This window comes from Mediterraneibacter agrestimuris, from assembly GCF_943193195.1.
Classification (GTDB): domain Bacteria; phylum Bacillota; class Clostridia; order Lachnospirales; family Lachnospiraceae; genus Schaedlerella; species Schaedlerella agrestimuris.
Window position 1 is genome coordinate 18,554 of the sequence record NZ_CALPDG010000003.1, and the last position, 26,159, is coordinate 44,712.

Below are 26,159 nucleotides of genomic sequence, written 5' to 3' on the forward strand. Positions count from 1 at the left end.
TGACTAAAGTACAGTCACTAAGTGCTCATAACGAGGAGGATTTCTTATGAATATAAACAAATTTACACAAAATTCATTGCAGGCAGTACAGGCTTGTGAGAAGCTGGCGTATGATTATGGCAATCAAGAGATTGCACAGGAGCATTTATTATATGCATTAGTTACACAGGAGAACAGTTTGATCTTGAAGCTTTTGGAGAAGATGGGATTCCAAAGTTCTCTGTTTGTAAACCGTGTGGAGGAAGCAATCAACAAACGCCCCAAAGTACAGGGCGGTAAGGTATTTGTAGGACAGGACTTGAATAATGTTCTGATTCATGCAGAGGATGAAGCGAAGCAGATGGGAGATGAGTATGTCTCTGTGGAACACATCTTCCTTGCACTGATGAAATATGCAAGCCAGGAGATGAAGACCCTGTTTCAGGAAAATGGAATCAGCCGGGAGGGCTTTTTGCAGGCGTTGTCTACCGTGCGGGGGAATCAGCGTGTGACAAGTGACAATCCTGAGGCAACCTATGATACGTTAAATAAATACGGGCAGGACCTGGTGGAGCGCGCAAGGGAGCAAAAGCTGGATCCGGTCATCGGACGTGACGAAGAAATCCGGAATGTGATTCGTATTCTATCCCGTAAGACGAAAAACAATCCGGTATTGATCGGTGAACCTGGTGTAGGCAAAACTGCAGTTGTAGAAGGACTGGCACAGCGCATTGTAAAAGGTGACGTGCCGGAAGGACTTAAAGAAAAAACCATTTTTTCACTGGACATGGGAGCTCTTGTAGCAGGCGCTAAGTATCGCGGTGAATTTGAAGAGCGTTTGAAAGCCGTACTGGAAGAGGTAAAGAACAGCGATGGTAAGATTATTCTTTTCATTGATGAGCTGCATACTATTGTGGGAGCCGGTAAGACAGACGGCGCCATGGATGCGGGAAATATGTTAAAGCCAATGCTTGCACGGGGAGAACTGCATTGTATCGGCGCTACGACACTGGACGAATATCGTCAGTATATTGAGAAGGATGCGGCGCTGGAACGTCGGTTCCAACCGGTTCTTGTATCGGAACCAACTGTGGAGGACGCAATTTCCATTCTCCGGGGATTGAAAGAACGATATGAAGTGTTCCACGGTGTGAAGATTACAGACAGTGCGTTAGTAGCGGCAGCAGTATTGTCCAACCGTTATATTTCAGACCGTTTCTTGCCGGATAAGGCAATTGACCTTGTGGATGAAGCATGTGCATTGATTAAAACGGAGCTGGATTCTATGCCGACAGAACTGGATGAATTGAGCCGCCGGATCATGCAGCTGGAGATTGAAGAAGAGGCATTGAAAAAGGAAAATGACAGATTGAGTCAGGAACGTCTTGTACATTTGCAGGAGGAACTGGCATCTTTAAGAGAGGAATATGCAGGACAAAAAGCACAGTGGGATAATGAGAAGGCTTCTGTTGAACGGGTACAAAAAATCCGTGAGCAGATAGAGCAGATCAACAGGGATATTCAGAAGGCTCAGAGAGAGTATGATCTGAACCGTGCGGCGGAGCTGCAGTATGGGCAGCTTCCACAGTTGCAGCAGCAACTAGAAGTTGAGGAGGGAAAGCTGAAAGAAAAGGAACTGTCACTGGTACATGAGGCAGTGACTGAAGAAGAGATTGCACGTATCATTTCCCGGTGGACCGGGATTCCAGTGGCTAAGTTAAATGAAAGCGAGCGGAGTAAGACTCTGCATCTTGCAGAGGAACTGCATAGACGAGTTATCGGACAGGACGAAGGGGTGGAGCTTGTGACGGAAGCAATTATCCGTTCCAAAGCGGGAATCAAAGATCCGTCCAAGCCAATTGGATCGTTCTTATTTTTAGGACCTACCGGCGTGGGCAAGACAGAGCTTGCAAAAGCGCTTGCAGAGAGCCTGTTTGACGATGAGAATAATATGGTGCGTATTGATATGAGTGAATACATGGAGAAATATTCCGTGTCTCGTTTGATCGGAGCGCCTCCGGGATATGTAGGATATGATGAGGGTGGTCAGCTGACCGAGGCAGTCCGCAGAAAACCATATTCTGTTGTACTTTTTGACGAGGTGGAGAAAGCACATCCTGATGTGTTTAATGTTCTTCTTCAGGTGCTGGATGACGGACGGATCACAGATTCACAAGGACGTACGGTAGACTTTAAGAATACGATTCTGATCATGACCTCCAATATCGGCGCACACTATCTGCTGGATGGAATTGAAGAAGATGGAACTATTGATACAGAGAATCAGAACATGGTAATGAATGAGCTGCGTGCACATTTCCGACCGGAGTTTTTAAATCGGTTAGATGAGATTATTATGTTCAAACCGTTGACGAAATCCAATATTTATGCAATTATTGATTTGTTAACAGACGATGTCAATAAACGGCTGGAAGAGAAAGAATTATCTATTGAATTGACGGAAGAAGCAAAGAACTTTGTTGTAGAAGGCGGCTATGAGCCGATGTACGGCGCCCGTCCGCTGAAGCGTTATTTGCAGAAGAATGTAGAGACACTGGCAGCAAGATTGATTTTGGAAGGAAATGTGGGTAGAGATGACTGTATTTTGATTGACGTCGTTAACGGAAAACTGGAGCCGCGTGTGAGGTAACGTGTGAAATAAAATCACAATCCTGTTGCCGGCTCTCGAAAGGAACAAAGTTTCATGACATCCATCATCTTTCATATTGATGTAAATTCAGCATATTTGAGTTGGACCGCAGTGGAACAACTAAAGCATGGGGCAGAGGTGGATCTGCGTCAGATTCCCGCGATCATCGGGGGTGACCAGAAGTCGCGCCACGGCATCGTTCTGGCAAAGTCCCTTTCTGCCAAAAAATATGGCATTCACACAGGGGAACCTGTGGTGAATGCCTTTCGTAAGTGTCCCAATCTTGTCATGGAGCCGCCTGACCACAATATGTATCGTGAGAAAAGCGCGCAGATGATGGAGTATCTGCGGACGTTTACAACGGAGATCGAGCAAGTCAGTGTGGATGAATGCTACATGGACTTTACACAAATTGCAGAGCGGTATGCATCTCCGGTGGAGGGGGCGCTGGAAATTAAAAATGGTATTCGTGAGAAGTTTGGATTTACGGTGAATATTGGAATCTCGTCAAATAAATTACTGGCAAAGATGGCGTCGGATTTTGAAAAGCCGGACAAGATACATACCCTGTTTCCAGAAGAAATTTCGGTGAAAATGTGGCCGCTTCCTATCGGTGAGTTATTTATGGCGGGAGGCTCCAGTGTGGAAATCATGAAGAAACTGGAGATCCGTACGATCGGGGATCTGGCACAGACAGATTTAAATCTGATCAAATTACATTTAAAAAGTCATGGGAAAATGCTTTGGGAGTTTGCAAACGGAATCGATCATTCTTCTGTGCAGTCGGAACAATCCAAGGCAAAGGGGATCGGAAACTCAACAACGATGTCCCAGGACGCGGTGTCTTATGAGGAAGTACAGCCGGTATTTCGGCGGCTGGCCAAAAGTGTGGGACGCAGGCTTCGCAAGGCAGGACAAAAGGCAAACATGGTCAGTATGGAGATTAAGTATCATGATTTTCAAAGTATGTCTCATCAGTGTCAATTGCAAAAACCGACCAATGAGGAACAAATTTTATACGAGACCGCCTGTCAGTTATTTGAAGAGGTATGGAGCGGAGAACCTGTGCGGCTTCTCGGCATTCGGACATCTAAGCTGACTGCGGAGTCTGAACCGGAGCAGTTAAGTATTTTTGATATTGAGATCCCAAAAGAACCAGACGAAAAGCATAAGAAGCTGAATGCGGCGATGGAGGAAATACGGAAACGGTTTGGAGAAAATGCAGTGAAGAAGGCAAGCGTGATGAAGCCTCCAGAGTGGAAGGATTATAGTAAATAATATAAGAAAATCATATCCAATGGCTTTGGACAGCAAGTAGCGTGCTTGCTGAAAAGATATTTTAAAAATATGTCAGGCGAAATCTCAGATCAACGAAGATTTCGCCGGTTTGAATTTCTGCGCCTTGCGCGCCTTTTGGCTGCCTTCCGGTAGGCAAATGCCTCCTGACGTTCGACAACCCGTGCCGGGGTTAAGAAAATCCAGCATATGATCCGTACGGTCAGAATACCGAAGAAAGCGCCTGTACTGTCTATTATTACATCCTTGACAGACGGTCCCCTTCCTGCAACAAAAGACTGATGATATTCATCGCCGCAGGCAAATGCCACACAGATTGATCCGGCTACTAACATCAGCGGAAAACCGCGCAGCCCGTATACATAGAACGGAAAGGAAAGGGCGATCGCAAGCAGAAAATATTCGGTCATATGTGCAAGCTTACGCACGGGATATTCGATTTCATACGCATAGTTACTGATTTCCCACTCCTCCAGCCCCTTGTTCAACACTTCATTTCCGATTTCTACGATTTTGTAACTGACCTCATAGCTGAGATTTCCAGAAATCTCTCCGGTCTGTGCCGAAAAACGAAAGATGAGATACATCATCAGCAATGCGGGGAGAAATGACAATGGCTTTAGGAAAAATAATAATATCTGTTTCATAATAACCTCTTTTCTATTTGTTATATAATTGAAATGCTGTTTTATCAATACTTGTTTTTTGAAAATATTATGATAAGCTAAATATATCATGATATATATGATCTTTTGTCTCTAGTATCATATTATAATTGGATATGAAAAAAAGTCAAATTTCAGGAATAATCGATCAAGATAAGTGTAACATCATCAGGTCGGTATAGGACTTTGCTCTTGTTGTAAAGTCCGTAAAAATGTGTAATGTAGATAAATTTTTTAATTGTTTTAAGACAAAGAAAGCGGAGTAAGGAGAACAATCATGGCAAATACATTATATCTGGAATGTTATTCCGGCATCAGCGGGGATATGACAGTGGCGGCATTGCTGGATCTGGGGGCAGATGCGGAAATACTCAATAACGTATTGAAGAGTATTCCCGCAGGTGGATTTCAGACAAGAATCAGCAGAGTGAAAAAAGCAGGGATTGATGCATGTGATTTTGCAGTTATTCTGGATAAAGCACATGAAAATCACGATCATGATATGGAATATTTGTATGGAACATGCAAGAAAGAAACACATGGATATTCACAGGAGCATGAACATCTGCATAACCATGAGCATTTACAGAAGCATGGACATTCGCATAACCACGAACATTCACATAACCACGAACATCGTGGATTAGAAGATGTTCTGCATATTATAGAACATTCCGGGGCGACTGAACGGGCAAAAGAAATTACGGAGAAGATTTTCCATATTCTGGCTGAGGCAGAAGCGAAGGCACATGGTGTTCCTATTGAAGAAGTGCATTTTCATGAGGTGGGCGCAGTGGATTCTATTGTAGACATTCTGGCTGTGGCAGTCTGTCTGGATAATCTGGATATTGAAGATGTCATTGTATCTGAACTTTACGAGGGGCGTGGCTGTGTCCGCTGTCAGCATGGTGTTATTCCCGTGCCGGTTCCCGCAGTTGCAAATATTGTGAAAGACCATGGGATCGCATTGCATATGACCTCTACAGAAGGAGAACTTGTGACACCGACCGGAGCCGCCATAGTGGCAGCAGTTGCAACTAGCCGGAAACTGCCGGAGTATTTTACTGTTCGGAAAATCGGTCTGGGAGCGGGGAAACGGGAGTATGAAAGACCGGGAATTCTTCGTGCAATGTTGATCGAAGAGCAGTTCGGACAGAACACGATTGAGAAAGAAGCCGGCAATCTGTCTTGGTATGAAAATGGCAGCAATGTGCAGGCTATTTCTGCGGCAGATGTGATTTTTAAATTAGAAAGCAATATTGATGACTGCACCGGAGAACAGTTGGGATTTGTAATGGAACGGTTGATGGAAGCAGGAGCAAGAGACGTCTATTACACTCCGGTTTTTATGAAGAAGAATCGTCCGGCATACCAGCTCAATGTGATATGTACAGAGGATATGATTTCCAGACTGGAAGAAATTATTTTTCATGGAACAACAACCATCGGAATCCGAAGACTGAAGCTGGAGAGGTCTGTTCTGCCAAGAGAAAAAAGAAGGATTTCAACCCGGTTTGGAGAAGCAGATGTGAAAATCTGTACACTTCCAAACGGAGAGAAGCGAGGCTATCCGGAATATAGAAGTGTTGCTAAGCTTGCAAAGAAGCATGATATGAACTATCAGGTAATGTACTATGAGATCCAAAATGCGATAGATTAATAATAAATTTCAGATTATATTTGTAAAGGAAAGTAAGACGGAAAACAACATTATTTTATAAGGAAGAAATAGATGATGGTAACCTATGCTGAGAAAATTGAACAACTAAAATCAAATTTGTTACATCTCGTTTCTAAGAGATGCATCGTAGCATTTTCCGGAGGTGTGGACAGCGCTCTTCTCCTGAAGATGACTTGCGAGTCAGCGGCACAGAGTGGAAAAGAGGTATATGCAGTCACTATGCAGACCAGCCTTCACCCTGTTGGAGAAATCAAACATGCCAAAGCCGTGGCAGAGGAAATCGGTGCAAAGCATATTGTGATCGCAGTGGACGAATTGGCGGAAGCCGGGATTGCGTACAATCCCGAGGACAGATGTTATCGATGCAAAAAGTACTTACTTACACGCATACAGGAGAAGTCAGCAGAACTTCTTGCACCGCATATTCTGGAAGGAACAAATGCAGATGATCTGCAGATGTATCGTCCCGGATTACAGGCGGTTCAGGAGCTTGGAATCCACAGCCCGCTGATGAGGGCGGGACTGACAAAGGAAGATGTCCGCAGACTGGCGGCAGAATACGGTCTGTCTGTGTCAGAACGTCCGGCAATGCCATGTCTGGCAACGAGGTTTCCATATGGTGTCCGTCTGACTTACGAAGATATGAAGCGGGTAGAGGAGGGGGAGAGTTATCTTCGTTCCCTTGGTTTTTATAATGTGAGACTGCGGGTACATGAGAATATAGCGCGTATTGAGGTAGATGAAGAATCTATTGAAAGTCTTTTAGTATGTAAAAAAGAAATCATATCGTTTCTTAAACAACTGAAATACGACTACATCACATTAGATTTAGAAGGATTCCGTTCCGGCAGTATGGATATTCATATTAAAAAGGAATCAGTATCGTCACAGCAAAGCTATTCTCATCATAGGTGATATTGATGTCTCCGTTATATTTTTTCACAATACTTTTTATATTTTGTAAACCGATGCCATGCCCCTCAGAATCCGGTTTACTTGTCTGAATTAGTTCATTTTCTATGCGTATCTCATGCGCCTTTGCATTTTCAATTTGATAGCTGAAAAAATGGTTTTTACATCTTACCTTAACTGACATGACGCGGTCTTTTATCCGGGGGATCATTTGGCAGGCTTCGATTGAATTATCCAGTGTGTTTGCAAAGAGAGAGCAAAGATCGATATCCCGGATTGCCGGAATTTCTTCCAGATCAATTTGAAATTGATAATCAATTTCCATATCTTTTGCAAGCTGTTCTTTGCTGTTCAATACAGCATTGATAATACTGTTCTGACAGTAAATCTTTGCGCTTGCAGAAAATTCATGGCTCAGCTCTTGTAAGTAAGATTCAGCCTGTTCTGTCTGCTGTTCTTTTAGAAACGTTCCGATGATATTCAAATGGTTTTTCATATCATGGCGCAGCTTGCGGACAGTCTGCTGGTTTTGCTCCAGTTCCTTATAGTAGGTCTGCTGGTACTGATATGCCTGCAATTCGATATCCGCGCGCGCGGCTTTTGCCATGTAAGTCAGAAGACCGCAGCATCCAAGACTGGTGAGGATGCAGGCAGCACAGGTTGGATATGCGGTATAGGAATTCAGGGAGGTGGTCTTTTGGATTACGGTAATAACACTGATAAAGGAAGTCAGTGAAATCATATCCAGAATCAGCCACATCTTGCGTGTCAGCATTTTTGAGCCGGGAGCGATCCATTTCAGAATACAGGTATATACACAATACCAGAACGGAATGCGTAAAGCCAGTGTCAGACTGTGAAGGATCGTGGAGGCTGCCGGGGACATATTACTGTTAAATAGATGCATCCAGATCAATGAGCCGATATCTTGTGTGATATAGTTGGAAGCTGCGATAACCGGAAAGATGATCAGTGCGGCAGACAGCTTTAAATACAATTCATCCTCGAAACAACATGCCATAAATACAATAAAAAAGAGGAAGAAGCCGATTGTTCCGGTCACCTCTTCTGGGTAAACAACAATATTAGAACACGCGGCAAGAATAGCAACTGCAAGAAACTGAATCACAAGATGCTTCCAGCGGAAGCTGAGGAACCTGTTGATGATCAGAAAGATCAGGGTTCCGTATGTGAGTGAAATCATCCAGTTTATGATAAATTCAAGTAGTAAAAGCATGGTAAATCTCCTGTAATGTTGTGTAAGTTTATTTCAGCATGTATTTTGCAAATGCGATAGACAGCGGTGTTTTGCAGGCACGGCTGACCGGAAGCGCCTCTCCTGCAACAACAGCTTTTGTTCCGCCGATCTGTTCCAGATATTTCATATGAATGAGATAACGGTTGTGAATCCGGACAAAAGAATCCGGAAGTTGTTCTTCCAGATCGTTTAATTTGCCGTAAAAAGTATAGGTTTGTACGGCGCTCACAAGATGGATCAGACGTTTTTCACTGAAAAAATAGCAAATGTCATTTAGAGGAACACGGGTACTGCCGGAACGTTGTTCCACAATAAAATATTTTTCAACAGAAACATCAAGTTCATTTAATGCTGTATGAAGCACCGAGAGAATTTTATCTGTTACATACGGCTTCAAAATATAATTCAGAGCTCTGACTTCGTATCCCTGAAATACAAAATCAGGGTGAGACGTGACAAAAATAATCTGTCCGTGATATTGATTTTCACGGAGTTTTTTTGCGGTCTCAATTCCATTGAGATCAGCCATCTCAATATCCAGAAAAAGAATCTGAGAATCGGCAGGGCTGACTTTAGCAAGCAGCTCTTCGCCGGAAGTAAATTCACAGATCCGGTATTCAATTCCTGATAAGTCTAATTCTGTGCTGAGTGTTCTTTTTAAATCATTTCTATATACTTTTTCATCATCACATATTATAAGTTCAAGCATGGTTTGATAAATCCTTTTGTTGATTCTTACTTTGTAATAATTAGAGTATCAATATTAATTAAAAAAAACAAGAGTTGACATAAATATAATCGTGCGGAATATTACAAAATCCTATCCAAATTTGACATTTCGATCCATAGTAAAAATTCCTTGCTTTTTTTAAAATATCAGTTAGAAAGAAGAGCACAGAACAACAAAAAATCCAGATAATGTGCCAGATATGGTAACAGTTCGTTACTGTGCACTCCTGGGTCATGCGCCAAGCTGCACGGTCACAGGTCAGTATGCACTGTTACCAAGAATGAGAGGAGACAGATGATTATGTTAAAAGTGGAACATCTCTATAAAAGTTATCGTAACGGGAATAACGTATATGAAGTGTTAAAGGATGTATCTTTTGAAGTAAAGCAGGGAGAGTTTGTTGCGGTGATGGGACCGTCGGGTTCTGGAAAAACAACACTTTTGAATTGTATTTCCTGTTTTATTCCGCACGACAAAGGAAAAATTCTTTTACAAAATAATGAATTGTCCCGGCTGGATGAAAAGCAGATCGCAAAGGTGAGAAATGAAAACCTGGGCTTTGTATTTCAGGATTTCATGCTGTTGGACGGACTGACAGTTTTTGAAAATGTTTGTGTTCCGAAAGTGATTCGGAAAGAGGTTTATGGACCGATGGAAAAGAAAGCGAAGAATTTGTTGGAGCTGTTTGGGATACATGAGATTGCAGATAAATATCCGGCAGAGATTTCCGGCGGACAGAAACAGAGGACGGCGGTTGCAAGGGCACTGATGAATGATCCCCTGTTGATTTTAGCAGACGAGCCGACCGGGAACTTGGACAGCCGCTCCAGTGAAGCTGTGATCAGTGCATTTCTTGAGGCGCAGAAAACCTTAAATGCCACCACATTTATGGTGACGCATGACAGCTTTTCAGCTAGCTATTGCGATCGGGTGATCGTCATGCGTGACGGAAATGTGTACACAGAATTAGTAAACAATGGAGATAGAAAAAAGTTTCTTGAGCAATTATTAGATATACTAAAAAATTTGAATGGCGGTGAACAAGAATGACACTTCAGATGTTATGGAAAAAACTAAGAATCAAGAATAAGAGAGATTATAAACAGTTTCAGTTTGTAATCGTATTTGCGGAAATGCTGATTTCATCCTATTTAATGATGACGTTCAGCCCGCTGGTTCAGAAGGCGCTTCCAGACGGCGGCGATACAAGAAAAATTGCAAGTTTGATATTTGGAGTTGCAGTGGCAGGGTGTGTAGTTTTTGTCTGGTATGCGGCGCGGCTGTTTCTGAGATATAAGAGTCGTGAGATTGGTATTTTTCTGGCGCTTGGGGCAGAGAGAAGTACGCTTTCTAAAGCGCTGTCCGCAGAACTTACAAAAATGATATCACTGTATGTAATAGAAGGAATTATTTTCGGCGCGTTCCTTTCGATGGCAGTCGGAAAAGTAATGGAATTGATCACCAGATCCGTCAATGATCATCAGTTTTCATTTACTGTAGAAGGATTTCTCAGTTCTCTGTTGTTTGGAGTGGCGCTGGTACTGATGATTTTGCTCATGGCATATAAGGCAATGAAGCGGACAGATATTATGGAAGTCATTAATGAACAGCGCAGACAGGAGCCGTTGAAGAAGTCCGTGACAAAAGGATATTTGGTGAGCGGATTTATCTGCGTTGTAAGCGGAATTTTTGTGGCTGCAATCTTGCCGGGAATCTATCTGAGAATGACATACCGGTATATGGGAGTTTGGTCAAATCTGTTTTATCTTGTGGCTGTGTTTGGCGTATACCGTCTGCTCGTGTATTCCATTTCCAGTCATCAGAAAGGCCGTAATCCCCAAAAGTATTATAATAATCTGTTGTACTATGGTATGATGAAATTTCAGGGAGCGTCAGTTGTACGAAATATGCTTGTCATTGTTTTACTGATCATTGCCGGAATGTATGCGGCAACATATATTCCGCTTATGACAGAAGGAGGGATAAAAGCTGCATCTTATTATGAGGACAGATATTCTTGGCGGTATTTGCAGAATGGAGAGATGCCGGCGGAAGACAGAATCCGGGAATTGGCGTCGGAATATGGAGTAGAGATCAGAGATTACCGGGAAGGTGAATTCATCCGTGTGCCGGGAAGCGCAGTCAACAGGGACGTAACCGAGGATGGCAGCGGCATTATAGAAGAATTTGTGGAAAGGAATGCCGAATATGACTGTATCAGCGTTTCGGAATATGCAAAACTGACAGAAATTACATTGGACATTCCAAAAGGAGGATATTATTTGATCCAGCCGGAAGAAGCAACAGAGAGCTTCTGGGATCATTTTGATGATATGAGCCAGCTTTACAGTAAAAAGGAAGATATGTATCTTTCCATGAAATACCTGGGAAATACGGTCTATAACGCATTGGTTCTAAATTACAACGGATTAGGGGCGAACGCCCGTTTTGTAATCAATGATATGGATTATGAAGCATTAAAAGCGGGATTAAAGCCAGATAGTCTGGGAACACAGGTTTTGTTCGATAGTCAGGAAAGTGACGGGGAAATTGCATTTGCAAAGACATTGTTTCGAGAGCTTGTATTGGGAATGTCCGAAGAAATGAATCATCTGATGGCTTACAATCCGATGGAAGAGCAGCGTGTTGGAGCAGAAAACTATGTGGATATGTCAGTTTTGGCAGTGGTGGATCTGGAGGAACCGGCAAAAGAGACAGACTGGTGGTACATCCCTCTGCTGGTTCCGCTTATAAGCCAGCAGACCATTCTTGGCAGTGCAATCCGTCTGATGCTGTTCATTTATGTGGCGGCTATTTGCGCTGCGGCAGTGGGAATTATCGGTTATTCCAGAAGTCAGAGTGTGGGAGAGAGCAGCCGTCAGGTATTTGAGGATATCAAGCGGTTGGGCGCAGATGAGGCATACCGTCTCTGGATTTTGAAAAAACAGATCCAGAAGGTATATGTGCTGCCTACTGTGCTTGGCATAGGACTGACAATTGTGTATACAATGGTTATTCTGATCAGTAATGACGGGGTGCTGAAATCCGGCGAAGTTATGGTGGCGGCGCTGACTGTTGTCATCGGACTTGGTATTGCATTGTTTCAGTATGTGATGTACAGAAAATCACTAAAGACAGTAAAGAAATTTTTATTCTGAGTGCCGGAAACAAGTAAAGATTATATGAATTGATAACGGCAATGAGAAACGTGCAGTATAATATGTGCGTTTCTCATTTTTGCTAAATTGCACAAAATCATGAATTGGTTTTTATATAACATTTCTATTTACAAACAGATAAATCAATGTAATAATAAACAAGTAAACATCCTACGTTATACGATTGAATAGAATTAGGAGGAAGAGATGAAAGTAGCTTTAGTTTATACAAGTACAACGCCGGAATTGATTGAACTTCTGGAGGAAGAAGTGAGCAAAGCACTTCCGGAAGATACCGAGATTATGAGCTATCAGGATCCGTCTATTCTCGCAGAGGTGAGAGAGGCTGGTTACGTGACTGCTCCGCCGGCGGCAAAGCTGGTAAGTATGTTTATGCAGGCAGTCATGGATGGCGCTGATGCAATTTTAAATGTATGTTCTTCTGTTGGCGAGGTGGCAGACGCAGCACAGGATATTGGAAAATATACAGGTATTCCGATCGTGCGTATTGATGAAGAGATGTGCCGTGAAGCAGTAAGACAGGGAAAGAAGATTGCGGTCATGGCAACACTGCCGACGACTCTGGAGCCGACTAAGAATACGATCCTGCGTGTGGCAAGAGAGATGAATCAGCATGTGGAATTGATTGACTGCCTGGTAGAAGGAGCATTTGGCCTGGATCAGGAGCAGTTCAAAGAATTGATGACAGAGCATGCAGGCGGTGTTGCAAATAAGGCGGATGTGATTCTTTTTGCACAGGGATCCATGGCATACTGTGAAGAATATATTTATGAGAAATATAAAAAAACAGTTGTATCTAGTCCGAGGTTCGGAGCGCCGGCATTACGGGATGCATTGATTGCAAAAGGATTAATTTAATTAGAAACATGTGAATGATACCGGAGGTAAATAGAATGGGTACGGACAAATTTATGCAGGCTTCACTGGCGAATAAATCTGTGGTTGACAGGATTGTAGATCAGATTACGAATGCAGTCATCAATGGAGAACTGAAACCGGGAGATAAGATTCCGACAGAACCTGAGTTATGTGAAACTTTCCGTGTGGGACGTAATTCGGTACGTGAGGCGATTAAAATTCTGGCGGCATATGGAGTACTGGAAATCCGCAGGGCAGACGGTACGTATATCTGCCAGGAGTACAATTATAAGATGCTGTATCCGATTTTGTATGGAATTATCCTACAGAGAGATTCACAGAAGCAGGTGGTCGAGCTTCGCAAAGTGATTGATGTGGGAATCCTGCAGGAAGCAATGAAACGAATGGGAAAAGAAGAATTTCATCAGCTAAAGATGGTGATCAGGGAAATGGAAGAAGAAGTTCATAAAGAGAATCCGTCTTCCAGAGCGATTTATGATACGGATGTCCGTTTTCATGCAGTACTGACTTCGGTGTTTGCAAACAATCTGTTAGAGAGCATTGGATACTATGTGGATAAAATCACAAGACAGTCCCGAATTCTGACGGTAGAATATATTCTGGAAAATGGACATCAGGAGGAGTTTGTGGAACTTCATAAAGAGATTCTGGACGTCCTTTGCAAAAAAGATGAAAGGCTGATTTCTGCAGTGATAGAGAAGCATTACAAATACTGGGAAAAATAAGAGACAGTTAGGCTGTAGACTGAACTGTTACGATGGAGAGGAAAAATGGCAGATAAAGTATTGGTTTCTGTTGCACCTGTCAGTGCGGCAGACAAACAAATTGACCCTGTAAAGATTGCAGCAGATGTGACAGCCTGTGCCAAAGCAGGTGCTGCAATGGTACATTTGCATGTGAGGAACAGAGACGGCGGACTGACACCGGATCTGAGTGTATTAAAGGAAACGGTGGAATTGATTCGCGGACAGTCGGATATTATTATTCAGGCATCAACAGGCGGTGTGTCTGATCTTACAATCCAAGAGAGATGTGCACCGTTATATTATGATAAAGTGGAAGCATGTTCTTTAAACGTAGGATCTACGAATCTGGGGAATGCAGTATACTGCAATCCGATTCCAGAAGTGAAGTACTGTGTCGAAGAGATTATCAAGACAGGAAAAACGCCGGAAATCGAAGTGTTTGAAATAGGTCATATTCATATGGTGCAGGAACTTCGCAGAGAGTTTCCAATGAAACCCCCAATTCTGTTTAGTGTAGTACTGGGACATCCGGGGGAGGCGCCTGCAACACCGGAGGCGCTGGCGGCTATGGTGAATTTTATTCCAAAGGACACAATTTGGGGGATTACGCATGCATATCGAAAAGATTTTGGCATTATAGCGGGAGCTCTTGGACTTGGTGCGAGAACTGTAAGAATTGGATTTGAGGATAGTAGTTATCTGAATCCGGCAGTGCAGGCAGAAACAAACCTGCCGCTGGTTGAGAAAACAGTGCAGCTTCTGCGGGCAATGGATAAGGAACCAATGACACCTGATGAAGCACGGAAGATGTTAAATATGGATTGAAAGATATGGGTATATAGATATGGAACAGCTAAAGGAACTGGATATAAGTGTGATTGAGCAGTTTCCCAAAATTGATGAATCAAAACTGGATGAACTGCTTCAAAAGGAAATTATAAAAAGCGGAAGGAAAATCATTGTACTGGATGATGACCCGACAGGTGTGCAGACGGTACACGGCGTGTCAGTGTATACTGACTGGTCACAAGAAAGTATTGCTGCCGGATTTGCGGAGGAAAGAAATTTGTTCTATATTCTGACTAATTCCAGAGGGTTTACTGTAGAGCAGACAACACAGTGCCATCAGGATATTATCAGTCGGGTACAGACTATTTCAAAAAAGACCGGTCAAGAATATCTGATAATCAGCCGAGGGGATTCTACACTTAGGGGGCATTATCCGCTTGAAACAGAATTGCTGAGACAGGGGATGGAAACAGATAGCGGTAAGAAGGTGGACGGGGAAATTTTGTGTCCGTTTTTCAAAGAAGGCGGACGTTATACCATCGGAAATGTACATTATGTTAAGAATGGCGGGAGGCTGGTGCCTGCCGGACAGACAGAATTTGCAGCAGATAAGACCTTTGGATATCAGGCATCGGATTTGCGGAAATATGTAGAGGAAAAGACAAAAGGCAGATATCGGGCGGAACAAGTACTATGTATTTCATTGGAAGAACTGCGGGCCCGCGATATAGACGGCATTTTAAAAAAGCTGATTCAGATAAAAGATTTTGGCAAGATTGTCGTTAACGCAGTGGATTACTGCGACTTGAAAGTCTTTGCAATTGCACTTTACCAGGCAATGGCGAAGGGAAAACAATATCTGTTCCGTACTGCTGCGGCGCTGGTGAAGGTAATGGGCGGGATTTCTGATAAGCCTCTTCTGACCCGGAAAGAGATGTTAACTTGTGAAAATACAAATGGTGGTATTATCGTTGTAGGTTCTCATACGATGAAGACAACCAGTCAGTTGGAAGAACTGAAAAAAGTATCAGGGCTAGAATTCTTGGAGTTTAATTCAGATCTGGTTCTTGATGAAGAAGCATTTACAAAAGAAATTCATGAAACAATCCAGCGGGAAGAAGAAATGATCCGGACTGGGAAAACAGTTGTAGTTTACACAAAACGAAAGCTCCTTGTAATTGAAAATGATACAAAGGAAGAAGCGCTGCTCCGCTCTGTAAAGATATCTGATGCAGTACAGTCGCTTGTTGGAAAGTTAAGCGTTATTCCGTCATTTGTGATTGCTAAAGGCGGAATTACTTCAAGCGATGTGGGAACGAAGGCTTTGCAGGTGAAACGTGCAGACGTTATGGGACAGATTCGTCCCGGTATTCCTGTGTGGAAGACCGGAGAAGAAAGCCGTTTTCCGGGAATTCCTTATGTTATTTTTCCTGGAAATGTCGGGGAAGTGACAACCTTACGCGAAGCGGTGGAAATATGTATGTAATGTCAATGAGATGAATTGATGCGGCGGGGAGAAGTCCCCGCTATTGTTATTATCATCACTTCATTGACCGGACAGCTTGCAGCACAGTGCAAGGTGCCGTGTGAACAGTACCCTGCTATTTTTTTGCCTAAAAATATTGAAAGAAAGCTATTTACATTTCTAAGATAAAGTGATATCATGATGATATCAAAAAGAAAAACTAAGGAGTGATACATATGAAGGAAAAAGTATTACAGAATAAGAAAAAGGGTATGCTTGTACTTGTACTGACAACACTGGTTTATCTAACAGCAGCTGCAGGATGCGCGTTTGGCAGTATGCAGCTGAGCAGAGGCAAAAGTCCTGTACTTCTGATCATCAGTATTATCTGGTTGTGTATCGGATGGTTTCCGTATTGCGGACTTAGAATTTTAAAGCCGCAGGAAGCGCTTGTACTGACATTGTTTGGTAAATATGTGGGAACATTGAAGGGAGAAGGGTTTTATTTTATAAATCCTTTCTGTACCAGTGTGAACCCGGCGGCGGATACACATCTGAATCAGAGCGGAGATGTGAATAATAATGCAAAAAAAGCGTCATTTTCCTGGAACAGAGTGGAAATAGGAGGAGGCGATTACAGCGGTAAGAAGATTTCCCTGAAGATTATGACACTGAATAACAGCCGTCAGAAGATAAATGATTGTCTCGGTAATCCGGTGGAGATCGGCATTGCAGTTATGTGGAGAGTTGTTGATACATCCAAGGCAGTTTTCAATGTAGATAATTACAAGGAGTATCTGTCCTTACAGTGCGATACCGCACTGCGTAACATCGTCCGTATTTACCCGTATGATGTGGCTCCGAATGTGGATACTACAGGAGACGGACAGGCTGATGAAGGAAGTCTCCGCGGTTCCAGCGAGATTGTAGCTGATAGAATTAAAGATGAGATTCAGCAAAGAGTCAGCGAGGCGGGATTGGAGATTCTGGAAGCAAGGATCACATATCTGGCTTACGCACCGGAAATTGCGGCAGTTATGCTGCAGCGTCAGCAGGCATCTGCTGTGATCGATGCAAGAAAGATGATCGTGGACGGCGCAGTCGGCATGGTCGAGATGGCGCTGGGCCGGCTGAACGAAAATGGGATTGTGGAACTGGATGAGGAGCGTAAGGCTGCCATGGTATCGAATCTGCTGGTTGTTCTGTGCGGCAACAGAGATGCCCAGCCGATTGTGAATTCAGGAAGCCTGTATTGATATGGCTGAACAGAAAAAGAAGCAGATTCCGCTCCGGCTTTCTTCAAAATTGTACGATGCCATCGCAGCCTGGGCAGAGGATGATTTCCGCTCGGTGAATGGACAGATTGAATATCTGCTGACCGAGTGTGTGAGACAGCGGAAGAAAAATGGGAAATATGTATCTGAACATCTGGATGAGCCGCCGGAGTTAGATATAGAATAAGACTTGAAATGGTTCAAACTTTTGGCAGAACTGTTGCTAAAAATTTCATATTATTTAAACAATTATGAGAAAAAGATAAAGCTTGGGGAATTACAGCATTCTCCAATGCTTTATCTTTTTTGTTTTGATCAAGATGTAAATGGATAATAAATATTCTACAATTTACACAAGGAATCACAAAAAAATATGACGTAAATAAAAAAAGTGTACAAAACACAAAAAAACTAACACTATCCAACGTAGGATGTTACTGCTATAATAAGAACAAGAAATAAATAATAAATCCCGGGAACGAAAAAAAATTAAAAAATTTAGGGAGGACAAGTAAATGAAAAGAAGAGTACTTGCAGCATTCTTATCAGTAGCAATGATGGCATCCTTACTGGTTGGTTGTGGAAGCGGAAGTAATTCAGGAGAAACAGCGAAGGGCGATGCAGAGGCACAGTCATGGCAGGATGCGGATTATACAGGAGAAGATCCGCAGCTTGAAACAAAACTCAAATTCCTTACAATCTGGGCAGAGGATAATGATAATGGAATCCTGATTAATAAAATCTGTCAGGATTACAAGGATAATGTAAACCCGAATTTTGAGTGGGAATACGAAATGGTAGCAGCAGATAATCTGACACAGAAAATTGCAACATTGTCAGCATCCAATGATCTTCCGGATGTGTTCGCATACGAGGCTGGCGCGCCGCTTAGAACATTGATTGATGCGGACAAAGTAGCAGATATTTCTGAGGTCGTTGAGACAATCGGTGTAGAGGACAGCTTGAGTGAAAGTGCGGTTGCATTAATGAAAGGATTATCCGAAACAGATGCATTGTATGACCTTCCATTAGGACTGAATGTAGAAGGATTCTGGTATAACAAGGAATTGTTTGAAAAAGCTGGATGTGAAGTTCCGGCTACATGGGACGAGTTTGAAGAAGTTCTTAAAAAACTGGATGCAGCAGGAATTCAGCCGCTGGTTACAGGAGGCGCTGATAAATGGCTTGCAACACGTCTGATCAATGCGTATGCAGTAAGAACAATGGGAAATGACATTATGACAAAGGCAGCAAATGGTGAAGCTGATTATACAGATGAGGGACTTGTAGCAGCAGCTCAGAAGCTGGCGGACTGGGCAGAGGCAGGTTACTTTGGCGAAGGCGTTACAACGGTAGATGCCAATACGGCAGGTTCTATGGTGATGAGCGGAAAAGGGGCAATCTTTTATAATGGCTCCTGGTTTACACAGAATCTGACAGATCCGTCACAGAATCCGGCGGGAGAAGATGGAATTGGATTCTTTAACATTCCGGTCGTAGATGAGAGTATCAGTTCTGCAACATCATATTCCATGAACTGTGGTAATATTCTTGCATTGGACAAAGCTAAATTTAATGAGGGAACAGCATGGTTCCTGAAATACTTCATCGAGAATATGGGTAATGCAGCGATGGAGGAACTTGGAACAGTTAAAGGATATACATACACAACAGAAGCAGAAAGTATGGATTCTTATACAAAATTAGTGCTCAATGAAATCGACAAGGCGACAGAAGGATTTGCATGGTGGGAAGCAAAAATGGATGCAGAACTTTCTAAGACAGCACAGGAAAATGTACAGCCGTTGCTGAACGGAGATATGACAGCTGAAGAATATATGCAATCTATTCAGGATGTATACGATTTGAACAAATAAACAAAGCATCCAGGCAGATTTGATAAGGGGAGTGTTTGGACATGGAAATCCGAATGCTTCCCTTTTCCTATTAGTGCCTTTGTTTGAGAAAGGATAAAATGAGATGAAGAGAGTATTAGGTAACAAAAAAGCGATTGCACTTTTTGTTGTACCGGCATTAGTATTGTATACCATATTGGTTATGGTGCCGGTTATCTGGTCCCTGTACTATTCACTGTTTAATGGCAGTCCGGGACTAAATTGGGAATTTGTTGGATTTGATAACTATTTGAAACTGTTTAGTGATAAAAAATTTCTGGATGCACTGTCAGTCAATGCAAGATATATTTCTGTTGTAACAGTCGGTCAGGTAGGACTGGGACTTCTGCTGGCGCTGATGTTCCGCTTCTGGCTGAGAAGATGCAAAACAATTGTCCGTACATTGGTGTTCTTTCCGGTTGTACTTCCTACCGTTGCAGTCGGTCAGTTGTTTGCTAAGATTTATGAGATCCAGCCGAGCTACGGTCTGCTGAACAGTTTTTTAGATTCGGTCGGTCTGTCGAATCTGGTACAGCCATGGATCGGACAGGAGAGTACGGCTCTTGCAATGTTGTGTATCATGGATATCTGGGTAGCAATGGGATTCTATTCAGTTATTTTCTATGGGGCGCTGCTTGACATTCCAGAGGATATTCTCGAAGCGGCAAGAATTGATGGTGCAGGAAGCTTTCAAATGTTCAGAAGAATTTTGCTTCCGCTGCTTCGCCCGATGATCATTACCAGTCTTGTATTCAGCTTTTCTGGTACAGTGAAAATGTTTGAATCGGCGCTGGCGCTGACGAACGGCGGTCCGGGTACGGCGACCAAATCACTTTCCATGTATATGTATGACGTATCATTTACATATAACAAGGTCGGATATGGAAGTGTAATAGCGATTGTAATCTTCCTGATCTGTATTGTCGGTTCAGGAGTTATCAATATGTTTGACGTAAAGGAGGATAAGAGATGAAAAAGGCAAAATCCGGTTTTAAAGGCTTGGTTATCTTTCTTATTTGTGTGATTGAAATATATCCGTTGTTCTGGATGCTGACTGCATCTCTAAAACAACAGTCAGAGTGGAGTGAGTATCCGGCATATGCACTGAACAAAGGGTTTCATATTCAGAACTATATTGACGCATGGACCCGCGGCAATATGGCTACATTTTTTAAGAACAGTTTGATCACAACACTGGTGTCTCTTGTATTTATCGTGATTTTTGCAACAACAGTCGGCTTTGCGGTTACAAAAATGCAGTGGAAACACCGTGAAAAGGTGGCGTTATTTTTCAGACTGGGAATCATGATTCCTGTTGCAACAGCTTTGATTCCGTTGTTTCAGATTTACAGCAAGGCAAATTTATTAAATACAAGAACATGTCTGATACTGACATACATTGCATTTGGATTGTCTCTGTCAATTTATCTGGTACAAGGTTATTTGCGTTCCTTCCCAGATGATATTATGGAGGCGGCAGTTATTGACGGCTGCGGAATTTACCGTATGATGTGGCATATTGTAGTGCCGCTGATGAAGAATGCGATTGTAACCGTACTTGTGCTGCAATTCTTCTTTAAATGGAATGACCTGCTCTTCTCTATGACATTTATCAGTGATTCTTCCTTGAAGACAGTACAGACAGGTCTGTTATATTTCTCGGATGAATTTGGCGGAAAGAACTGGGGTGCGATTTTTGCATCTGTATCTATGAGTGTATTTCCTATGCTGGTTTTATATACAGCGTTGAATAAGAAGATTATGGAAGGAATGACAGCAGGCGCGGTGAAAGGTTGATATTATGGATCATAATACAATGGAACGATATACAAAGGCAATTCGCGAATTTGTCATAAAGCATACAGAGCAGGTGTTGAAAAACCCGAGGAGTTTTATAAAATATCCTTTTATTGATCCGGGATCTGTGTATGACGGAAATGTCTGGGACTGGGATACCTACTGGTCTGTATACGGTTTTTTTAATCTGGCGGATCAGTATGAGGATGAGCAGATTAAGGAACGTCTGATTGAACATGCAAAAGGAAACATTCACAACTTTATGGATCACCAGTTGCCCGATGGATATATTCCTATGATGATCGAGGTAGCTGACTGGCCGGAACCATATCTGAATATGAAGCATAAGGAAGGTATTATGATGAATATGCACAAGCCCTTCCTGTGCCGTCAGATTATTCTTATCAGTGATTATATCGGAGATTATGGCTGGTGTGGGAAGTATTTTGATAATTTAGAAAAATATTTCGCATGCTATGATAAAAATTACTATTTTGAGAACTGCGGATTATATGTGTGGTGTGATGATATTATGATTGGAATGGATAATGATCCGGCAACCTTCGGGCGGCCGAAATTCTCCACAGCCAATATTTACCTGAATAGTTTTATGTGCCTTGAGCTTGAAGCAATGGCAAAGATATGTCTGCAGTATGGTAAAGAGAAACGGAAAGCTTATTATCTCGAGAAGAGAGATAAGCTTGTGGAAGCGATTCAGAGTGAATGCTGGGACAAAAGGGATAAATTCTTCTATTCTGCAGATGTGGATATTAAGACAAGAAAATTTGACTGGTTTCATCAGGGGCTGGGAGTTTTCTGGAAAACACTTCCGATTAAAATCCGTGTCTGGTCGGGATTCATACCAATGTTTGCAAATATTGCAACAGAGGAGCAGGCGGCGGAGATGGTGAAACATATTTTCGATGAAGAAACATTCGGTTCCGATTATGGACTGACAACGCTGGCAAAGGATGAGAAGATGTTTGATCTATCAGTGACAAATAATCCGTCCAACTGGCTGGGACCGGTATGGCTGGTTGCAAACTATGTAATCTTCAGAGGTCTTATGAATTACGGATACAAAAAAGAAGCAGAAATCATGTGTGAGAGAACACTGACTCTTTTGGGAGAGGATCTGGAGAAGACAGGGAGTCTGCATGAATATTACAATCCGTTTAACGGAGAACCGATTATGAATGCCGGATTTATTAACTGGAATGTGCTTGCACTTAACATGGTTGATGAGCTGCACGGAAAGAAGCCGGTGGCATAGTCAGGGAAAAAGCGTTTATGGAGAGAAATCAGAACCGGTATCATATAAAAAGCGGAGGGAGGCAGCACATGGAAGCGGTAAGATATGAAAAAAAGGCAGAACGGTGGGGAATCTGGGAGATTACAGTACAAGGACCGTCAGAAGGCAATCCATTTACAGAACAGAGTATATCTGTAGAGCTTTGCAGCAAAAACGAAAAAAAGTCCGTGGATGGTTTTTATGACGGAGAGGGCATATATAAAGCCAGATTTATGCCATCCTTTGCAGAGCTATATGAGTTCCGGCTGACAAGCAGTTTTGGTGTGGAGGAACAGGGAGTGTTTGAAGTATCGGCGCCGTCAGAAGGAAATCATGGACCTGTAAGAGTAGCGGGAACGTATCATTTTGCATACGAGGACGGAACACCTTATTATTCAATTGGAACTACTTGCTATGTGTGGGAGCTGCAGTCTGATGAGCGGATCAGGGAGACGCTTGCAAGTCTGAAAGAAGCAAAATTCAATAAAATCCGATTCTGTATCTTTCCGAAGCATTATGCATATAACTTTGAGGATCCGCGAAGCTTTCCATATGAGGGAATGCCGATGGATTACCGGGTGCTGACGGATGATAATTTTAATGAATATACGGAAGTATCAGAGGGAAATGAATGGGATTTCAGCCGGTTTAATCCGAAGCATTTTGCACATATTGAGAAATGTATTCAAGAACTGGCATATCTTGGGGTTGAGGCAGATATTATTGTGATGCACCCTTACGACCGCTGGGGATTTTCCTGTATGACAAAGGAACAGGATGCTCTGTACTGGAAGTATGTAGTGGCAAGATTTGCGGCATACAGGAATGTATGGTGGTCACTTGCTAACGAATATGATCTGATGAAGCATAAGACGCTGGATGATTGGGAGAGTTATGCAAAAATCCTGTGTGAAAAGGATCCCTATAACCATCTCCGTTCTATACATAACTGTCATGGCTTTTATGATTATAACAGACCATGGGTGACACATTGCAGTATTCAGAGGCAGGAGTCTTATTTGAGTGCAGAATATGTGACAAAATGGCGCGAGACATATAAGAAGCCGATTGTTCTGGATGAAATCTGTTATGAGGGAAATCTGCAGTTTGGCTGGGGGAATATCAGCGGAAAAGAGTTGCTGAGAAGATTTTGGGAAGGCTCTGTAAGGGGCGGCTATGCAGGACATGGTGAGACGCTCTTGAATCCGGCGCTGACAAAAGTCAGTTCGTCTCAAAATATTCTCTGGTGGTCGCATGGAGGAAAATTAAAAGGAGAGAGCTGGAAGCGGTTCGGCTTTCTCTATGATATTTTATGCGAGACTCCCGGGCATGGTCTGGCACCATATGATTTGAAATGGGATTGTGTATGCGGGGTACCAGAATATGAGTGGATGCGCAAGGTGAAGAGCTATTATCTGATATATTATGGATTTACAATTCCTTTATTCAAAGAATTTTATTTTGATGATACAACCGAATTTGAAGTTGAAGTGATTGATACATGGAATATGACCGTTGAGAAAAGGGGAACTGTGAAAGGTCAGTTCAAGGTGTCTCTTCCGGGAAGAGAATATATGGCAGTCCGCTTATGGGAAAAGCAGCAGGAAGACAGTACTGGTGAGGCAAAATAAGAAATGGCTGTCCAGTGGGAAAATACGGAAATAATCAGACATAGAAAGAAAGGAATTATGAAATGCTGACAGATACAAAGAAATCAAAAAATGCAAAGGTATCACCTGTAGACGGCATGGCAGTGGAGTGGACAGGAGGACTTTGGAAAGAACGTTTTGATACATGTGCACAGGCAACAGTGCCACAGCTTCAGCATATGTTCGAGAGTAAGGAAATCAGTCACGTGCTGGAGAACTTCCGTATATGTGCGGGAGAAACAAAAGGTAGTTTTGATGGAACCGTATTTGGTGACGGAGATTTCTATAAGTGGATGGAATCTGCTGTTTATACGGCGGCAAAAAATGATAATGAAGAACTGATGAATCAGTTAGACGAATACATTGAACTGATCGGGAAAGCACAGCTTGAAGACGGTTATATTTCTACAAAGCAGATTATCGGTGAACGGGAAAACAACGGGATTACAAGGATGGGGGATATCAATGACTTTGAAGTGTATAATTTCGGACATTTGTTTACTTCTGCCTGTCTTCATAAGAGACTGACCGGAAAAGATAATTTTATGAAGGTTGCAGTGAAGACTGCTGACTATTTGGAGAAAATGTATCAGGATGCAATGAAAAAAGGCGAGGTACAGACCGCAGTCTGCCCGTCACATTATATGGGGCTGGTGGAAATGTACCGTACTACCGGAGAAAGGCGGTATCTTCATCTTGCAGAGCAGGCAGTTGCGCTTCGTGACAGTGTAAAAGACGGGATGGATGATAATCAGGACCGTATTCCATTAAAGGATCATGATAAAATCATCGGTCATGCGGTACGCGCCAACTATCTGTATGCAGGTGTGGCGGATCTTTGTCTGGAAGAGGACAGGGAAGAACTCCGGAGCGTTCTGGATAAGGTATGGCGCAGCATGGTGGATAAGAAGCTTTACATTACAGGCGGCTGCGGTGCACTCTATAACGGAGCATCCCCTTATGGTAATTTCTTTGTTCATCAGTTGGTGCATCAGGCTTACGGTTATGAATATCAGCTTCCGAACATTACAGCTTATAATGAGACATGTGCATCTCTGGGCGGTGTGTTCTGGGCATACAGGATGTTCCAGTTAGATCCGAAAGCAGAATATTTTGATATCATTGAGCGGATGATGCTGAATACTAATCTTGCAGCGCTGAGCATGGATGGGAAGAAGTTCTTTTACGAGAATGCACTCCGCCGGGCAAAAAAACTGGATTATGAATTGATCTGGCCGCTGACAAGAAGTGAGTATATTTTAAGTTATTGCTGTCCGCCGAATCTGGCGAGAACCATTGCACAGTCCGTAGAATATGCGTATACAGTATCCGAGGATACGGTCTGGCTTGGCATGTATGGTGCAAACAGAGCAGATATCGTACTTGAAAATGGGGCAGAATTTACATTGGTTCAGGAAACAGAATATCCGTATGACGGAAGGATTCATTTTACCTGTGAAAATGTGAAATCTGACACAGGCTTCTATTTGAATATCCGTGTGCCGGGATGGGCAGAAAAGGGAATGATCCAGATTGGAGCAGAGATAATTGAACTGTCTGAAGCAGAAGCGGGAAGTTATCAGAAAGTATATGTTGAGCATCCGGCGGAAGCAGAAGTGAGTGTTGATTTTGCAATGGAGGTTCGATATACGGTGGCTAACACAATGGTTGAAGAAACTGTGGGGCAGGCTGCTGTTGAAAAAGGACCGCTTGTGTATTGTTGCGAGACAGCAGACACCAGTTTGGAAACACTGGATGATGTTTACATTGATGTTACCAGTCCGGTAAAGTTATGTGATATTCAGATTGAGGGACGTACTGTACAGGCTTTGGAGATGGAGGAATACTGCGTGGATCGCACAGGCTTTGACAGAGGGGCACTTTATCAGAGATGGAAATCTCCGGGAATGGAGAAGACGGTTATGCGCTTTATCCCGTATTTTGCATGGGATAACCGGGGGGTCGGCGAGATGAGAATCTGGTTCCCGATGTTGGTGAAATAATTTTCATTTTCTTGGAAAGAT

The 26,159-nt window shown here is 42.8% G+C and carries 21 protein-coding genes; 18 read left to right on the plus strand and 3 right to left on the minus strand.

Translation table 11 applies throughout. The annotated features are described in order from the left end of the window. Positions 1-46 precede the first annotated feature (46 nt). Together clpB and NFS18_RS02380 are read left to right on the plus strand one after the other, a co-directional pair. On the plus strand, positions 47-2,629 hold the full coding sequence (clpB, locus tag NFS18_RS02375; protein ID WP_251387434.1) for an ATP-dependent chaperone ClpB: 2,583 nt from the start codon (positions 47-49) through the stop codon (positions 2,627-2,629). A gap of 54 nt (positions 2,630-2,683) precedes the next feature. Continuing rightward, on the plus strand, positions 2,684-3,907 hold the full coding sequence (locus tag NFS18_RS02380) for a Y-family DNA polymerase (protein ID WP_251387436.1): 1,224 nt from the start codon (positions 2,684-2,686) through the stop codon (positions 3,905-3,907). Positions 3,908-3,996: 89 nt separating this feature from the next. Here the strand turns inward: NFS18_RS02380 and NFS18_RS02385 are convergent, their stop codons facing one another. Further along, entirely contained in the window at positions 3,997-4,572 is a 576-nt protein-coding gene (locus NFS18_RS02385) for a VanZ family protein (protein ID WP_251387438.1), read from the minus strand. A gap of 295 nt (positions 4,573-4,867) precedes the next feature. Here NFS18_RS02385 and larC point away from each other — a divergent pair, with 295 nt between their 5' ends. Together larC and larE are read left to right on the plus strand one after the other, a co-directional pair. Next, positions 4,868-6,250, plus strand: a complete 1,383-nt coding sequence (gene larC / locus NFS18_RS02390) for a nickel pincer cofactor biosynthesis protein LarC (protein WP_251387440.1) — start codon at positions 4,868-4,870, stop codon at positions 6,248-6,250. Between the two features lie 72 nt (positions 6,251-6,322). Next, the gene (larE, locus tag NFS18_RS02395; protein ID WP_331477453.1) at positions 6,323-7,186 is read left to right on the plus strand and encodes an ATP-dependent sacrificial sulfur transferase LarE; all 864 of its coding nucleotides are present in this window, start codon (positions 6,323-6,325) and stop codon (positions 7,184-7,186) included. On the opposite strand, the gene NFS18_RS02400 is transcribed toward larE, so the two are convergent. Both NFS18_RS02400 and NFS18_RS02405 read right to left on the minus strand, forming a co-directional pair. Further along, positions 7,137-8,420: a GHKL domain-containing protein gene (locus NFS18_RS02400; protein ID WP_251387442.1), complete on the minus strand. Its 1,284-nt coding sequence runs from the start codon at positions 8,418-8,420 to the stop codon at positions 7,137-7,139. The genes larE and NFS18_RS02400 overlap by 50 nt on opposite strands. 28 nt (positions 8,421-8,448) lie before the next feature. Further along, positions 8,449-9,150, minus strand: coding sequence for a LytR/AlgR family response regulator transcription factor (locus NFS18_RS02405; RefSeq protein WP_251387444.1), 702 nt, complete (start codon positions 9,148-9,150; stop codon positions 8,449-8,451). A 321-nt stretch (positions 9,151-9,471) separates the two neighbouring features. Between NFS18_RS02405 and NFS18_RS02410 the strand changes: the two genes are divergently transcribed. The 14 genes from NFS18_RS02410 to NFS18_RS02475 all read left to right on the plus strand — a co-directional run bounded on the left by NFS18_RS02410 (position 9,472) and on the right by NFS18_RS02475 (position 26,138). Further along, positions 9,472-10,221 (plus strand): ABC transporter ATP-binding protein, encoded by a 750-nt coding sequence (locus NFS18_RS02410; RefSeq protein ID WP_251387446.1) that lies wholly within the window; start codon positions 9,472-9,474, stop codon positions 10,219-10,221. Continuing rightward, positions 10,218-12,329: an FtsX-like permease family protein gene (locus NFS18_RS02415; protein WP_251387448.1), complete on the plus strand. Its 2,112-nt coding sequence runs from the start codon at positions 10,218-10,220 to the stop codon at positions 12,327-12,329. The genes NFS18_RS02410 and NFS18_RS02415 overlap by 4 nt, the downstream gene beginning before the upstream one ends. 207 nt (positions 12,330-12,536) lie before the next feature. Continuing rightward, complete coding sequence (locus tag NFS18_RS02420; protein ID WP_251387450.1) at positions 12,537-13,208, plus strand: aspartate/glutamate racemase family protein; 672 nt, start codon at positions 12,537-12,539, stop codon at positions 13,206-13,208. A 35-nt stretch (positions 13,209-13,243) separates the two neighbouring features. Beyond that, complete coding sequence (locus NFS18_RS02425; RefSeq protein WP_251387452.1) at positions 13,244-13,954, plus strand: FadR/GntR family transcriptional regulator; 711 nt, start codon at positions 13,244-13,246, stop codon at positions 13,952-13,954. A gap of 45 nt (positions 13,955-13,999) precedes the next feature. Continuing rightward, positions 14,000-14,800, plus strand: coding sequence for a BKACE family enzyme (locus tag NFS18_RS02430; protein ID WP_251387454.1), 801 nt, complete (start codon positions 14,000-14,002; stop codon positions 14,798-14,800). A gap of 19 nt (positions 14,801-14,819) precedes the next feature. Next, the gene (locus NFS18_RS02435; RefSeq protein WP_251387456.1) at positions 14,820-16,250 is read left to right on the plus strand and encodes a four-carbon acid sugar kinase family protein; all 1,431 of its coding nucleotides are present in this window, start codon (positions 14,820-14,822) and stop codon (positions 16,248-16,250) included. 215 nt (positions 16,251-16,465) lie between these two features. Then, entirely contained in the window at positions 16,466-17,485 is a 1,020-nt protein-coding gene (locus NFS18_RS02440; RefSeq protein ID WP_251387458.1) for an SPFH domain-containing protein, read from the plus strand. Between the two features lies 1 nt (position 17,486). Then, on the plus strand, positions 17,487-17,690 hold the full coding sequence (locus NFS18_RS02445) for a PTS ascorbate transporter subunit IIC (protein WP_251387460.1): 204 nt from the start codon (positions 17,487-17,489) through the stop codon (positions 17,688-17,690). A gap of 328 nt (positions 17,691-18,018) precedes the next feature. Continuing rightward, positions 18,019-19,380: an ABC transporter substrate-binding protein gene (locus tag NFS18_RS02450; RefSeq protein ID WP_251387462.1), complete on the plus strand. Its 1,362-nt coding sequence runs from the start codon at positions 18,019-18,021 to the stop codon at positions 19,378-19,380. Positions 19,381-19,483: 103 nt separating this feature from the next. Beyond that, positions 19,484-20,371: a carbohydrate ABC transporter permease gene (locus NFS18_RS02455; protein WP_251387464.1), complete on the plus strand. Its 888-nt coding sequence runs from the start codon at positions 19,484-19,486 to the stop codon at positions 20,369-20,371. Further along, entirely contained in the window at positions 20,368-21,195 is an 828-nt protein-coding gene (locus NFS18_RS02460) for a carbohydrate ABC transporter permease (RefSeq protein WP_251387466.1), read from the plus strand. Before NFS18_RS02455 ends, NFS18_RS02460 begins: the two co-directional genes overlap by 4 nt. A 4-nt stretch (positions 21,196-21,199) precedes the next feature. Further along, complete coding sequence (locus NFS18_RS02465) at positions 21,200-22,468, plus strand: MGH1-like glycoside hydrolase domain-containing protein (protein ID WP_251387467.1); 1,269 nt, start codon at positions 21,200-21,202, stop codon at positions 22,466-22,468. A 68-nt stretch (positions 22,469-22,536) separates the two neighbouring features. Next, positions 22,537-24,117 carry a DUF5605 domain-containing protein gene (locus NFS18_RS02470; RefSeq protein ID WP_251387469.1) on the plus strand — a complete coding sequence of 527 codons (1,581 nt, stop codon included), beginning with the start codon at positions 22,537-22,539 and terminating at the stop codon, positions 24,115-24,117. Positions 24,118-24,179: 62 nt separating this feature from the next. Next, entirely contained in the window at positions 24,180-26,138 is a 1,959-nt protein-coding gene (locus NFS18_RS02475; RefSeq protein ID WP_251387471.1) for a glycoside hydrolase family 127 protein, read from the plus strand. Positions 26,139-26,159: the final 21 nt, after the last annotated feature.